Genomic DNA, 13,881 nt, shown 5'->3' with positions numbered 1-13,881 from the left:
CTTCTGTAAAAATTATCTTATGCATGATGGTAAAATTACAGAAAATAAAAATCCCCCCGGAGAACCGAAGGGACTTAAAGTATAGCCACGAAAAAAAGGCAAAATAATTGGTATAGATCATTATCTTTATCTCAAGTTTGTTTTTCATGGCTATACTTTAAGTCCCTTCGGTTCTCCGGGGGGATTTTTATTTTCTGTAATTTTACCATCATGCATAAGATAATTTTTACAGAAGAATATTGCAATCCCAAAAATCTTCATCCATTTACATTGATACGCCACATACAGGATATACGGGTAGGGATATTAACCATCAGAGAAAAATGGGAGAAATTTTTAAAATTACCTTCTTTTGATAAATGGGAAGGATATTACCTGGATGATGAAAACTCTATAAAAATTGATAAGAATATTGGCAGCGATACTTATTTAATGATTCATGCCAATGTACTCCCTTCTAAAAGTATCATCAGTAAAATAAAAAAATTACAACACGGCGAATTTTTATCTGTTGCAAATGAAGGCGGAATCGCATACAAGTTTTCTTCAAAAGAAGTAATGGGTTTACATAAAATAAAAATTGCCCGTTCGGTTGAATTTAAAGAAAGTGTAAAAATTTTACAATATCCCTGGCAAATATTTCAGCTAAACGATTGGGCAATAAGAGAAGATTTTGAATTGATAACTGCTAAAAGAAAAAGTAAACCCCTCTCCAAAACAAATAAAGTAATCAATGCTTCTCAGGTATTTTTAGAAGCTGGCGCAAAGGTGGAGCATTGTATTTTAAATGCAGCCACAGGCCCAATTTACATTGGTAAAAATGCAGAGCTGATGGAAGGCTGCATGATAAGAGGGCCGTTTGCTTTATGCGAAGGAAGCCTGGTAAAAATGGGAAGTAAAATTTATGGCGCCACAACTATTGGCCCTTATTGCCTGGCTGGAGGAGAAATTAAAAATTCTGTTTTATTGGGCTACAGCAATAAAGCACACGATGGTTATTTAGGCGACAGTGTAATAGGAGAGTGGTGTAATTTGGGTGCAGGTACCAGTAACAGTAACCTTAAAAATAATTGTGGCGATGTTAAGTATTGGGTAGATGGAGATAAAAGAGAAATAAGTGCTGGCAATAAAGGTGGATTGTTAATGGGAGATTATTCAAAAGCATCCATCAATACTTCTTTTAATACCGGCACAGTGGTAGGCGTTAGCTGTAATGTTTTTGCACAGGGGCTTACACCAAAATACATTCCGCATTTTAGCTGGGGCTCCGATGGTATTACAAAATATAAATTAAGCAATGCGCTGGATGATATAAATAAATGGAAACAATTAAAAGGCTTTGCAATTACTGAAAGAGAAAAGAAAATTTTAACAGATATTTGCAAAAAATTTTAAACCAACATAACCATGCGTAAACAAATAGCAGCCGCTAACTGGAAAATGAATTTAACGCTTCAACAGGGCGAAACATTAATTGATGAATTATTAAGTGCACCGCATGATTTAAAAGAAAACCAGCAGGCTGTTTTTGCAGTACCATTTCCTTATCTTATAAATATTAAAAATAAATTGGCGGGCAAAAAGAATTTTTTTGTTGCAGCACAAAATTGCAGTGATAAAAAAAGCGGCGCTTATACCGGCGAGGTAAGTGCAGAAATGATTAAAAGTATTGGCTTGCAGTATGTTGTAATTGGCCATAGTGAGCGCCGTGAATATTTTAATGAAACCAATGCTGTGCTTGCAGAAAAAGTAAATATTTGTTTTGAAAATGAATTACAATCTATTTTTTGTTGCGGAGAGCCATTAGCAATAAGGGAAGCAGGTACACAGAACAGCTATGTGGAAACGCAGTTAAAAGAAAGTTTATTTCATTTAACTGCAGCGCAACTAACGGGCTTTGTAATTGCTTACGAACCAATTTGGGCAATTGGTACGGGAAAAACTGCCAGCAGCGAACAGGCGCAGGAGATGCATGCGCATATACGCAGCGTAATGACTAAACAATATGGTAACGATGTGGCAGAAACTATTTCTATTTTATACGGCGGTAGTGTAAAAGCCAGCAACGCAAAAGAAATTTTTGGCAAGCCCGATGTTGATGGCGGATTGGTAGGAGGGGCATCTTTAATTGCTGTAGAATTTGCTGCGATAATAAATGCCTTGAAATAAAAAAAGGGATTTCTTTTAGAAATCCCAAAATAATTTTGATAGCCAGCTGTGTTAGTAGGCAATAAAAGCAATAATTGCCATCACTCCATAAAATGCTGCAATAATTCCGACTGCTGCAAACGCATCAGCAACAACCGGTGAGTAAATTTTTTTCATTTCTTACGGTTTTAATTTTTTAAAAAAGATTAAAATAACTGTGTTTCCGGGGATACAGAAGAAGAAAGAAAAATGGTTAAGAATTTACTTTTAGGGGAGTTAGCTTATTACAGGGAGTGGATTTGTTACACAAAAATAGAATTATTATTGGACTTACCAAAGATTTTAAGAAGATTTTCATCGAAAATGTCAGCTTATTGACTTCATTTCACGTCATAAAATACACCCTTACACGTAATAAAACTCTTCAAAAGCTGCATTAAGGAATAAACTATGTAATTTGCACTAAAATCAAAGGGCTTAAGAAAAAAAACAGAATGAATAGTATTAAAGAATATATAGAATCCGGAATACTGGAATTGTATGTATTGGGTAATACTACACCATTGGAGACAGCCAGTGTTGAGGTGATGGCTTCTAATCATCCTGAAATTGCTGCTGAAATTGAATTGATAGCCAGTTCATTAAGCAGCTATGCCAGCCTTAATTCTAAAGTACCTGACCCCATCATTAAGCCATTTTTAATGGCCAATATCGATTACACCGAAAGGTTAAAAAATGGAGAGGAAATGTCTTTTCCGCCAAGTTTAACTGCACAATCTAAAATAGCAGATTTTACCGAGTGGCTTAGCAGGGAGGATATGGTTTTGCCCCAAAAATTAACTGATGTATCGGCCAAAATTATTGGCTTTACACCCGAAATGATTACTGCTATTGTCTGGATAAAAGAGATGGCTCCACAGGAGCTGCATGATAACCAAATTGAGAAATTTTTAATTATAGAAGGCACCTGCGACATTATAATAGAAGAAGAAATTCATCACCTTAAAGCTGGGGATATGCTGAGCATACCTTTATATAAAAATCATTTTGTAAAAGTAACTTCTTCAATACCTTGCAAAGTAATATTGCAAAGGTCAGCTGCGTAAACTTAAAATTTCTTATTCCACTTCCACCATATATTGGATAAACTCTTTTCCATTTATTAAAACAGTAACGGGAAAACTGTCTTCTTCTTTAAACTTATTATTGAAACTTAAAAAACCATTGTTGAAAGTAAAAGGAATATCTTTTATTCGCTTTTTTTTGCCATCGCCATAGGCAAGAGCCACTTTTTCTATATTGCTTCTATCGCTGAGCAGGTAAGTAAATAATAATGGCTTATCTACTTTTATTTTAACTGCACCTTCATTTGGTGTAAATTTTTTTAAACCAAACTCATAAGCAGCAGATTTTATTACGGGATAATTAAAAAAATCTTTTTTATTTTTTGGCCCTTGCCCTAATTGCCAGGCAGAATTATCGGGGTAATGCTGCAAATTAAAAATGGCAAGGTCGGCAAAAAAATAATCAGGGTTAAATGCTTTTGTAAAACTTTTAAATTCGGAATCGGTGTAACCGCTGCCCATACAGGGGTCGGCATAATACCAGGCTTCGGGGCTTTGCCCCAATTGCACCACAGCCCAGCTATGGTTTATTTCTGTTTTAAGATCATTAATTTGTTCTGCTCCAAATTTTATAAAGCCATCTGCGGTAAGGCATCTAATTCCAGCACTGCTGCACATATCCTGAAAAAGATTGGCATAACCAGCACCAGTAGCCTTACGGGATAATAGCACTTCTGTAGAGGAATTTTTTTCGGTTCCACCATTTCTTGCAGTTTTAAAATCGTAGCTGATGTTATAGGCAATCCAGTCGTAAATGGCACGTACTTTATCTGTTTTATTCTCGTACTTTTTAGTTAATAAATTACTTATGGTACCCATAGTCAAGCTGTCTAAAGTGCCCAGTTTTTTTACATACTCGTCTATTTCTTTAAAATCTCTCCCATCTTTTTGAGCAACACAGGTAAGGCTGATGCAAATAAATAAAAACGTAATTATTTTTTTAGAAAAATTTATCATGTAATAAAATTAAGCATGTAAAAGTTAACAATATCTGAAAATAGATCATTTAAAATCGAAAAGGGTAGCGGTAAATACACCTCTTTCTCTCGGTTTAAAAATGGCTTTCCAGTTTCCTGTATAACGGATTAATGAGGGTACTAAGTATTCGCCAAATTTTGTCATCGACACTTCCATCTGCACTTTAAAATCATAAACACCGGCATCGTAACTCAGGCTGTAGTTTCTTGCCAGAACTTCGTAGGTCTTTTCATCAAGCCAGGTCGTCATTTCATCAACCACTACAGCAGCTTTATAACCCTGCTTTACGGTTTGTTTAAAAGTATAGCAATTGATGTTGTTATACATATCCATATCAATACTCATGTCGTATTTATCAGCCATGTCATCATCAAATATGGCAGTTTTGTTACTGATAAACGGAATGCCATTTATTTTTTTCCCTGGATTAAAGAAAAGCATTTTCAACTGTTCTTTGTGTTTTTCCATACCACTTTTCCCCTGTGTGCTGAATTCTCTTCCTGAAACAACATTATCTTCTCCGCAAACAGAATCTGTTGTAAAAAAAAGTGACGCATACATTTGTGCAGTGTAATAATTGTAATTGTGGTTATCATCATAAAAATTACCTGTAACCTGTTCTTCAATCGTTTCCATTTTGCGGCAATTGGCACTGCGTATTTGTTTTGTTTTGCTGTGCAATGTTGCTTTAGCTTCACCATCGCTGTTATTCATCCGTATATCGTTAATAGCGCTAAAATTAAGTACCCGTAAATTGCGGAAAGCCTTATAAAAACTGGTATCGGTTTTTATGCGTTCAATAAAAACAGGGATGTTTAATTTGTTATTAAGAATGACTTCGCTTAGCGTAATGATTTTTTTGCCAACAGTTACAGAGGTATCATTATTTTGTTGTGCAGCAACAGCAAGGTGTAATAGCAAACAGGTAAAGAAAAGTATGAAGGTTTTCATAACTGCAGAATAAAAATATTTAAAACAAAAGCATTTTTATTTAGGAAAAACCATCCTGTAATCAACATTTATTTTTCCTTTGGTAATATCGGTAAGTTTTCTAAGTAAAAGTTTGCGCTTTAAAGGTTTGATATAATCTATAAATAATTTACCTTCTGTATGATCGTATTCATGCAGAATAACCCTTGCGGTAATACCATTAAAAGTTTTTGTTTGCGGTACAAAACTTTCATCCATAAATTCCAGTGTAACAGTTTCGTTGCGGTAAATATCTTCTCTAATTTTTGGTATGCTTAGGCAGCCTTCATTATAACTCCATTCTTTACCGTTTAGATCTTTAATATGTGCATTAATAAAAACGCCTTTATAACCGGGTTCATCCGGAAATTCCCCTTTCTCGTCATCTTCCTGGTTGGCAAAAATTTGTTCGCTGTCCATTACAAAAAGCCGGATGCCTGCATTAATTTGAGGTGCCGCTAAACCCACGCCATTGCTGTTGTACATGGTTTCCCACATATCGGCAATCAGTTTTTCCAAACCGGGATAACCGGCAGTAATATCGCTGCAAACTTTTCTTAAAATCGGGGAGCCGTATGCTACTATCGGAAGAATCATATTAAAGACTGTATAGGTTAGTTATTTATTTTTTGCAAAATTAACCCAAAACAACAACCTAACCATTGGCAGCGGCACATTATTGTACAGATTGTAAATATTCCTGCAGTATTATTGTTGCAGCAATTACATCAACATTGCCTTTTATCCGCCGGTCTTTTTTCTTCATGCCCATTTCGAGCATGGCATCTTTTGCCATTTTAGAAGTATAACGTTCATCAACTGTTTTTAATGGTATTGCCGGAAATTCTTTTTTTATTTTTTTTATTGCAGCTTCCACTAATGGTGTGCCATGTGTATCGCTTTCGTCCCAGTTTTTGGGTAACCCAATAATTATTAATTCTACCTGCTCAGTGCTTAAATATTTTTTTAAAAATGGAATGAGTTCTTTTGATTCAATAGTTTCTAATCCTGTTGCAATAATTTGCAATGGGTCGGTAACTGCCAGGCCGGTTCTTTTGCCGCCGTAGTCTATTGCTAATATTCGTGCCATGCCCCTATCCCCTAAAGGGGAATTATTATGTTTTATGATATAAATAAATCTAAAATTACAAAGATTGCAAATACTACAGATGCGATGCCATTGGTGGTAAAGAAAGCCAGGTTTACTTTGCTCAGATCATTTGGTTTTACTAATATATGCTGGTAGATAAGTAAACCGATGTAAAATAAAACACCTGCCCAATACCATACTCCAAAATGACCGTAAAAGCCAGCGGCAATAACACAGCCTGCCGAAAGTACATGCAGCATTTCGGAAATACGCAATGCTTTTACTTTACCTACGGCAGATGGAATAGAATGCAGTTGATTTTGTTTATCAAAATCTTCATCCTGCAAGGCGTAAATAATATCGAAGCCACTTACCCAAAATAAAACTGTAAAAGAAAAAAGTATGGGTAATACATTAAACTGACCTGTAACGGCAATGTATGCCCCAATCGGCGCAAGACTTAAACCCACACCCAAAACCAAATGACATAATGCAGTAAAACGTTTAGTGTAACTGTAAAATAAAATTACAAATAATGCAACTGGGGATAGGTAAAAGCAAAGTGAATTAATGAAAAAGCAACAGGTAATAAACAACAGGCAATTGGTAATAGTGAATAGTAAAGCGTTGGTTGGGTTTATTATTCCTGCAGGTATTTCTCTTACTGCTGTTCTTGGGTTCATGGCATCATACTTTGCATCGAGCCAGCGGTTAAATGCCATTGCTGCGGAACGGGCAAATATCATACTGAGAATGACTAAGAAAAAAGTGTTTAAGAGTTGAATTATTGGAAAATTTACTGGTAATGAAAAATGAGGTGCAGGGTTATTATTGTTTTTTTCTTGATACGACAAAAATAGATTCTTTACTCCCAAAAAAAAACCAATCAAAGCAAAAGGCATTGCAAAAATTGTGTGAGAAAATTTTACAAGAGAGAGATATTTTTTTACTGAGATCATTTTGCAAATTTACAAACTATATGTTCAAGGTGGTGTTGATTATCTAGCCGCTAACAGGGCTTGCAGCCGCTGTCGGGGCAACGGAGTTTGATAATCTTCCCCTCACAATTTCCCAAAGTACCACACCGGCAGCAGTAGCAATGTTTAAAGAATGTTTCATACCCAATTGCGGAATTTCAATACAGCCATCGCATTGTTCAATGGTAGTTTGTTCTACACCCGTAACCTCGTTGCCGAAAATAAAAGCTACTTTTTCATTGCTGGCTAAAGCAATTTTTTCTAAAGAGATGCTATTAATGGCCTGCTCAACTGCATACACTTTATAACCATTTTCTTTTAATAATGTAATTGCTTCTGTTGCATTGGTAAAATGTTTCCATGTTACAGTTTCCTCTGCACCTAATGCAGTTTTTTTTATTTCTTTATGTGGGGGAATGCAGGTGTAACCGGTTATGTAAATGGCTTCTAATAAAAAGGCATCGGCTGTACGAAATACACTGCCCACATTATAAGCACTGCGGATATTTTCCAATACCGCAATTACTGGAGTTTTTTCGGAACGCTTGAACTCATCCACCGATTTACGGTTGAGGTCGTCCATTGATAGTTTTAACCCCCTAAATCCCCCTGAAGGGGGACTTAGAGCAGAATAATATTTTAATGGGAAATTATTTTTCAAACTGTAAACTGAGTAAATTAAAATTGTCTTTTTGAATTGAAGGCGTTTAATAGCGGTTTGCCGTACAAGTGAGTGACACAACGATGTGCCACAAAGAACAAATGTTTGTCCCAAAAAACTAATTACATAAGCATCGCTACAGTCTCCTCCATTTCCCCCTTTAGGGGATAGGGGCTATATCATCTCACTCTGCAACAAAGGATTTTTTACCGAATCCCTTTTTTCAGCAAAAGCTTTAGCAGCTTTTACAAAATGTACAAAAATGGGTTGTGGATTTTCTACCGTGCTTTTTAATTCGGGATGGTATTGTACCCCAATAAAAAATGGATGATTGGGCAATTCCACAATTTCCACCAAACCGGTTGCAGGATTTTTACCGCTGGGTATTAAACCAGCTTTTTCAAAATCGGTAATGTATTTATTATTAAACTCCCAGCGGTGGCGGTGGCGCTCACTAATTTCGGTAGTGCCATAAATTGTATGCGCTAATGTGCCTTCTTTAATTTGGCAGGGATAAGCGCCAAGGCGCATGGTGCCACCTTTGGCAGTAATATCTTTTTGTTCATCCATTAAATCTATCACCGGATGTTTCGTTGCCTTTTCCATTTCGGTAGAGTTGGCATCTGCCCAACCTAAAATATTTCTGGCATATTCAATTACGGCCATTTGCATACCCAGGCAAATACCAAAAAATGGCAAGTCGTTTTCCCTGGCATATTTTACCGCTGTAATTTTACCTTCTACACCACGGTTACCAAAACCCGGGGCTACTAATAAGCCATCCAGTTTACTTAATTTTTCTGCCACGTTATCCTCGGTAATAGTTTCGCTGTGTACATCTACAATTTTTACTTTACACTCGTTCATAGCACCGGCATGTACAAAACTTTCTAAAATAGATTTGTAAGCATCCTGTAACTCAATATATTTTCCAATAAGCCCAATGGTAACTTTTGTTTTGGGATATTTTAATTTATCTAAAAAAGCACGCCACTTGGTAAGTTCCGGTGCGGCATAGCCGTTAATTTGTAATTTTTTCAATACAATTATATCCAATCCTTCCTGCAGCATCATTAAAGGCACTTCGTAAATGCTGCTGGCATCCATTGCTTCAATAACGGCATTGGTTTTTACATTGCAGAAAAGTGCAATTTTCTTTTTTATTTCATTGTTCAATGGCTGCTCGGTACGGCAAACGATTACATCGGGATGCACCCCTTCCTGGCTGAGTAAACGAACACTGTGCTGTGTAGGTTTAGTTTTTAATTCTTTTGCGGCGCTTAAATATGGTATTAAAGTAAGATGCACCACCATACAATCTTCTTCGGGCATTTCCCATTGCAACTGGCGTACTGCTTCAACAAAAGGTAAACTTTCAATATCGCCAACTGTACCGCCTAATTCTGTTATAATAATATCGTATTTACCGGTTTTGCCCAGCAAAAGCATGCGGCGTTTTATCTCATCCGTAATATGCGGAATTACCTGTACGGTTTTACCCAAATAAGCACCTTCTCTTTCTTTATTAATTACGGTTTGATAAATACGGCCGGTGGTAACATTACTGGCCTGAGATGTGGGAATATTTAAAAAACGTTCGTAGTGACCAAGGTCTAAATCTGTTTCGGCGCCATCGTCGGTTACAAAACATTCGCCGTGTTCATAAGGGTTTAAAGTACCGGGATCCACATTAATATAAGGATCGAATTTTTGAATGGTAACCTTTAAACCCCTTGCCTGCAAAAGCTTTGCAAGCGATGCTGCAATAATGCCTTTACCTAAAGATGATGTAACGCCGCCGGTTACAAAAATATATTTTGCCATAATGATGATTTTATTCTTTATTTAAAAACAAAAAAATAAGAATTACCAGCGTTGATTATCTTACTTCAACGTTTAATTCTTTATTCAATGAAAATTACCGAATTTGTTAACCCAAACTACTTTTTTTTGACCGGGAGATTTATGAAAGAAAAATCTTAGAGGTCGTGTAAAGATAGGATGATTATTTGGGAGAGGGAAATTTGAGGGAAAGATTGTGGAAAAATGGTATAATTGCGTATAATTTTAATACAATGAAAACACGTCGATGTCATTTTGCCTTTGCAGTAATTTTAGTGGGATTGATTTTTCCTTCTTATGCTCAAATTAATAAGGCTTCATTTCACCCATTTGTGGTGGAAATAAAAAAACAATTTTATAAAAATTCAGTGTCGGGAAAGCATTTTTATAATTTTATTGATGAGAGAGATGATACCACCAGAATGGGATATTTATTTGGAGAAAATAAAATTTTTTATTTCAATTTTCCTCAAGAAGCCACAACTTATTTAAATTCGAAATATAATGATAGTGAAAATAAATTTGAAAATGATACAATTTTAATTGGCATTCAGCGACTTTGGATTTCTCAGGAAAAAATATCATCTTCTTTAACTAAGTCCATCTTACTTTCACCAGTATCAACGATTGGTTCATGCAGGGTTATTTGCAATATTTATAAAAAAATAAATTCAGCTTATTTTCTACTTCATAAATACGACAGTACTATCACTAAGAAAGGTTATTTGGGCAATACAAATGATGAGCTAATGGGTAAAAGTCTTTTTACGCTGATGAAAGTTACGGATAGTATAAGTTCTTTAAATATTTCTTTAAGCGATTTAGGAGAGAAATTAAATTTTAATAGAGTAAAAGTTTTACCTAAAATTATTACAGATGAAAAAATGAATGAAGGGTTCTACCTGACCTATGCTGATTTTTTAAATAATACACCTGTATTTATTCCTTTTGAATTTAAAGAGTCAAAAAAAGGCCAATATTTAAAATTATTTGAAAATAAAAATGATGATTCTATTTATACAACTAAAAGTTGGGGATTTTGTAAAAATGGGTTTGCTTATGTAAGGTTAGAGAATGATTTTTCGCAGCTGAGGCGTTACCAAAATACGTTTGATTTATTTATAACAGAACCGGTAAATGTAAAGTATAACAAACTTGCAAAGTCGTTTTGGGCTGGTTTTTCAATTGCAAATACATTGAGCGGACCATTTCCTGAATTAGCTGTTTTGGATATACCTGTTAAAAGGGTTTATAATACTATTTTATGGACAGGGGTATATAAAATGGATACAGGAACAGGCGAAATTTACTAATAAACCTTAACAATGAAAATACATTTATTACTAATTTTTCTTTTTCTTAACGGCAGCACTTATTGCATTGCACAAAAAATTGAAACAATAAACCCGGAAGGTTTATATTTTAAAGAATTAAAATTAACTGCCCAAAGAACTGCACCAGCCGAAATCAAATTTCCATTTTCTTCCATAAGAATAATCGATAGCCGTTTTGACACTTCTAAAATTGGGTTTCTTCCAGTTGATAATTTTATTCAGGATAAAAGAAATGTATTTAGAAAAATAAGATTTAAAGGTGGTATAGTTAAGCCGCTGCAGGAATATTATAACGATTATTATAAAAATTCATTTCAACAAAATGGCTTTGAGTTATTAATTGTGATGAAACGGTTTTGGGTTTCTGGCGTTGATTATACCAGAGATAAGCGTATTGTATTGACAAACAGTCTTGAGGCAAATACGAATTTGTATTGCAAATGGGAATATTATTTAGGAAAGGACGGTCATTATTTACCTGTTAAAAGAATAGATACGATTATGCAGGTTAATGATGAGATGGCTCAGTTTATTGATGAAGAATTTGATGAAAGGAGATTGGGCAAGTTTAAGTTTTTATTAAAAGCTATGATAGAATTGAATGACTTTGAGAAAAAAGCTGAAGTATTTGATAAGCAGCCCAAAAAAACAATAGAAGAAATTACTGTTTATAATGCCAAAAGAAATGAACTGGTAATTTTAAAAGACAGCATTTTAAAAAAAGGGATTTATTTGAGTTTCGAAGAGTTTAAAAATAATAAACCTTCTATTATTGATTATAAAGAAGAAAAAACAAGGTATAAAATTTTTAAAGCGGAAAGGTATTTAACAGACAATCAGGGGAATTTAATTAATAATTACTGGGGATATTCTGACGGTGAAGTTTTTAGATATGGCAAATTTGGAAACGACAAAATATTTCGTGTTGGGAATACTTTTGAATTTTTTGTTCAGATAAATAATGCAGAAGCAAATAGTTCAACGCCTGTTACAACCAGGGATAAAATTAAAGTTTGGTTCCCTTATCAAATAGATATGGAAACCGGGAATATTTACTAGCCCTTTACAATTTTATTATAGCTCGTAGCTATTCCTTTTATCAAAGATGAACTAAAGCCCTGGTGTTCCATTTCGTTAAGCCCGGCAATGGTGCATCCTTTGGGTGTGGTAACTTTATCTATTTCCTGCTCGGGGTGAGTACCTTTTTGTAATAATAATTCGGCTGCGCCTTTTACAGTTTGTGCAGCAATTAAATTGGCGGTCACACTGTCGAAACCAATTTCAATTCCGCCCTGTATATTGGCACGTATATAACGCATAGCAAAAGCAGTACCACAGGCACCTAAAACTGTTGCGGCATCCATCAGTTTATCTTCAATTATAGTAACCTTACCCAATGTTTCAAAAAGTTTTTTTACAAATTGTAATTGCTCTGGTGTAGTATTGGAGTGACTGATGCAGGTCATGCTTTCCTGAATGGCAATGGCAGTATTGGGCATGGCACGAAAAACAGGATTTTTTCTTTTTACCATTTCATTTAAATTATTTAAAGAAACGCCGGTGATTACAGATACAACAACATGCTTTGCAGTTAAATCTTTTTTTAAACCGGCAATTACTTCTGCTACCTGAAAAGGTTTGACAGCTAATAAAATTAAATCACTTTTTTTAATGGCTTCATTATTGTTGGTGGTTACATTTACCCCTCTGTCGCTCAATGATTTTAATGTAGCAATATTTCTTTTAGTAATAGTAATTTCTGCCGCTTTGCGGAATTTACTTTTTAATAAGCCTTCTGCAATTGCAGAACCCAAATTCCCTCCACCAATAATTGCTATTCTCATTTTAATAAAATAAATTTTGATTTAAATAATTTCTTACATAATCATCTACGCCTTTTTCTAAAGAATAAAATTCGTTGGGGTAACCGGCGTTTTTTAATTTTTCCATTTTGGCTTCGGTAAAATATTGATATTTATCACGAATGTCTTCAGGCATATCAATAAAATTAATTTGCGGTTGCAGATCTACACCTGCAAAAGTTGCTTTCACCAAATCGTTAAAGCTACGTGCAGTGCCTGTGCCGAGGTTGTAAAGGCCGGGCTGCAACTCTTGGAGGGTTTTAAACCCTCCAAGAGTTTGCTCCATCATCCAGTAACAAACATTCACCACATCTTTTACATACACAAAATCACGGAGCTGTTCGCCATCTTCAAAGCCATCTTTATGCGATTTAAATAATTTTACACTGCCATTTTGTTTTATTTGATTAAAAGAATGAAAGATTACACTTGCCATTCTTGCTTTATGATATTCGTTAGGGCCATAAACATTAAAGAATTTTAAGCCTGCCCAAAATGGCGGATGATCTTTTTGATGCAATACCCATTTATCAAATTCATTTTTGCTGATGCCGTAGGGATTTAAAGGATGCAGTTGTTCAACAATATCATGACTGTCATCATAACCAAATTCGCCTTCGCCATAAGTTGCTGCAGAAGATGCATATACTAATGGAATATTATTAATGGTGCAATAATTCCATATATGCTGAGAGTATTCTACATTTAACTTTTGATGAATACGGTAATCAAATTCGGCAGTATCGGTTCTGGCACCTAAATGAAAAACAAAATCAACTGCTGGTTTTTCTTTTAATAACCAGTCGAATAAATTTTCTCTTTCTACTCTTACAATATATTTTTTATGCAGCAGGTTTAATTCTTTTTCATCATCATCAAACTCATCTACTAAAATT

Annotated in this window: 14 protein-coding genes; 5 read left to right on the top strand and 9 right to left on the bottom strand. The window is 34.9% G+C overall.

The annotated features are described in order from the left end of the window. Positions 1 to 210: 210 nt before the first annotated feature. The 3 genes from ACY651_RS07765 (at position 211) to ACY651_RS07755 (ending at position 3,254) form a co-directional block, all read left to right on the top strand. Positions 211 to 1,395, top strand: coding sequence for a putative sugar nucleotidyl transferase (locus ACY651_RS07765; protein ID WP_462251378.1), 1,185 nt, complete (start codon positions 211 to 213; stop codon positions 1,393 to 1,395). Positions 1,396 to 1,407: 12 nt separating this feature from the next. Then, on the top strand, positions 1,408 to 2,169 hold the full coding sequence (gene tpiA, locus ACY651_RS07760) for a triose-phosphate isomerase (RefSeq protein WP_462251376.1): 762 nt from the start codon (positions 1,408 to 1,410) through the stop codon (positions 2,167 to 2,169). Between the two features lie 473 nt (positions 2,170 to 2,642). Beyond that, positions 2,643 to 3,254: a cupin domain-containing protein gene (locus tag ACY651_RS07755; protein ID WP_462251374.1), complete on the top strand. Its 612-nt coding sequence runs from the start codon at positions 2,643 to 2,645 to the stop codon at positions 3,252 to 3,254. Between the two features lie 12 nt (positions 3,255 to 3,266). Here the strand turns inward: ACY651_RS07755 and ACY651_RS07750 are convergent, their stop codons facing one another. The 7 genes from ACY651_RS07750 to ACY651_RS07720 form a co-directional block, all read right to left on the bottom strand. After that, positions 3,267 to 4,229 carry a transglutaminase domain-containing protein gene (locus ACY651_RS07750; RefSeq protein WP_462251372.1) on the bottom strand — a complete coding sequence of 321 codons (963 nt, stop codon included), beginning with the start codon at positions 4,227 to 4,229 and terminating at the stop codon, positions 3,267 to 3,269. 45 nt (positions 4,230 to 4,274) lie between these two features. Continuing rightward, positions 4,275 to 5,201, bottom strand: a complete 927-nt coding sequence (locus ACY651_RS07745; RefSeq protein ID WP_462251370.1) for a hypothetical protein — start codon at positions 5,199 to 5,201, stop codon at positions 4,275 to 4,277. 36 nt (positions 5,202 to 5,237) lie between these two features. Next, on the bottom strand, positions 5,238 to 5,816 hold the full coding sequence (gene def, locus ACY651_RS07740) for a peptide deformylase (protein ID WP_462251368.1): 579 nt from the start codon (positions 5,814 to 5,816) through the stop codon (positions 5,238 to 5,240). A gap of 79 nt (positions 5,817 to 5,895) precedes the next feature. Beyond that, the gene (gene ruvX / locus ACY651_RS07735) at positions 5,896 to 6,309 is read right to left on the bottom strand and encodes a Holliday junction resolvase RuvX (RefSeq protein ID WP_462251366.1); all 414 of its coding nucleotides are present in this window, start codon (positions 6,307 to 6,309) and stop codon (positions 5,896 to 5,898) included. 32 nt (positions 6,310 to 6,341) lie between these two features. After that, positions 6,342 to 7,268: a UbiA-like polyprenyltransferase gene (locus ACY651_RS07730; protein WP_462251364.1), complete on the bottom strand. Its 927-nt coding sequence runs from the start codon at positions 7,266 to 7,268 to the stop codon at positions 6,342 to 6,344. A 43-nt stretch (positions 7,269 to 7,311) separates the two neighbouring features. Then, on the bottom strand, positions 7,312 to 7,869 hold the full coding sequence (locus tag ACY651_RS07725) for an RNA methyltransferase (protein ID WP_462251362.1): 558 nt from the start codon (positions 7,867 to 7,869) through the stop codon (positions 7,312 to 7,314). Positions 7,870 to 8,121: 252 nt separating this feature from the next. Next, positions 8,122 to 9,771: a CTP synthase gene (locus ACY651_RS07720; protein WP_462251360.1), complete on the bottom strand. Its 1,650-nt coding sequence runs from the start codon at positions 9,769 to 9,771 to the stop codon at positions 8,122 to 8,124. 353 nt (positions 9,772 to 10,124) lie between these two features. Between ACY651_RS07720 and ACY651_RS07715 the strand changes: the two genes are divergently transcribed. Both ACY651_RS07715 and ACY651_RS07710 read left to right on the top strand, forming a co-directional pair. Further along, positions 10,125 to 11,102, top strand: coding sequence for a hypothetical protein (locus tag ACY651_RS07715; RefSeq protein WP_462251358.1), 978 nt, complete (start codon positions 10,125 to 10,127; stop codon positions 11,100 to 11,102). A gap of 12 nt (positions 11,103 to 11,114) precedes the next feature. Next, positions 11,115 to 12,182: a hypothetical protein gene (locus tag ACY651_RS07710; RefSeq protein WP_462251356.1), complete on the top strand. Its 1,068-nt coding sequence runs from the start codon at positions 11,115 to 11,117 to the stop codon at positions 12,180 to 12,182. Here the strand turns inward: ACY651_RS07710 and proC are convergent. Continuing rightward, positions 12,179 to 12,967: a pyrroline-5-carboxylate reductase gene (gene proC / locus ACY651_RS07705; protein WP_462251354.1), complete on the bottom strand. Its 789-nt coding sequence runs from the start codon at positions 12,965 to 12,967 to the stop codon at positions 12,179 to 12,181. The genes ACY651_RS07710 and proC overlap by 4 nt on opposite strands. A gap of 1 nt (position 12,968) precedes the next feature. Further along, a partial coding sequence (rfaD, locus tag ACY651_RS07700; RefSeq protein WP_462251352.1) for an ADP-glyceromanno-heptose 6-epimerase occupies positions 12,969 to 13,881 on the bottom strand: 913 nt, incomplete at its 5' end.

It is taken from the genome of Ferruginibacter sp. (genome assembly GCF_031391665.1).
GTDB lineage: Bacteria > Bacteroidota > Bacteroidia > Chitinophagales > Chitinophagaceae > Ferruginibacter.
This window is presented reverse-complemented; position numbering and strand designations above follow the sequence as displayed.

Bases quoted from the DNA above. Each gene is read 5' to 3' on its own strand.
- ACY651_RS07765 (WP_462251378.1), top strand. From the start codon at position 211: ATGCATAAGATAATTTTTACAGAAGAATATTGCAATCCCAAAAATCTT.
- tpiA (WP_462251376.1), top strand. From the start codon at position 1,408: ATGCGTAAACAAATAGCAGCCGCTAACTGGAAAATGAATTTAACGCTT.
- ACY651_RS07755 (WP_462251374.1), top strand. From the start codon at position 2,643: ATGAATAGTATTAAAGAATATATAGAATCCGGAATACTGGAATTGTAT.
- ACY651_RS07750 (WP_462251372.1), bottom strand. From the start codon at position 4,229: ATGATAAATTTTTCTAAAAAAATAATTACGTTTTTATTTATTTGCATC.
- ACY651_RS07745 (WP_462251370.1), bottom strand. From the start codon at position 5,201: ATGAAAACCTTCATACTTTTCTTTACCTGTTTGCTATTACACCTTGCT.
- def (WP_462251368.1), bottom strand. From the start codon at position 5,816: ATGATTCTTCCGATAGTAGCATACGGCTCCCCGATTTTAAGAAAAGTT.
- ruvX (WP_462251366.1), bottom strand. From the start codon at position 6,309: ATGGCACGAATATTAGCAATAGACTACGGCGGCAAAAGAACCGGCCTG.
- ACY651_RS07730 (WP_462251364.1), bottom strand. From the start codon at position 7,268: ATGATCTCAGTAAAAAAATATCTCTCTCTTGTAAAATTTTCTCACACA.
- ACY651_RS07725 (WP_462251362.1), bottom strand. From the start codon at position 7,869: ATGGACGACCTCAACCGTAAATCGGTGGATGAGTTCAAGCGTTCCGAA.
- ACY651_RS07720 (WP_462251360.1), bottom strand. From the start codon at position 9,771: ATGGCAAAATATATTTTTGTAACCGGCGGCGTTACATCATCTTTAGGT.
- ACY651_RS07710 (WP_462251356.1), top strand. From the start codon at position 11,115: ATGAAAATACATTTATTACTAATTTTTCTTTTTCTTAACGGCAGCACT.
- proC (WP_462251354.1), bottom strand. From the start codon at position 12,967: ATGAGAATAGCAATTATTGGTGGAGGGAATTTGGGTTCTGCAATTGCA.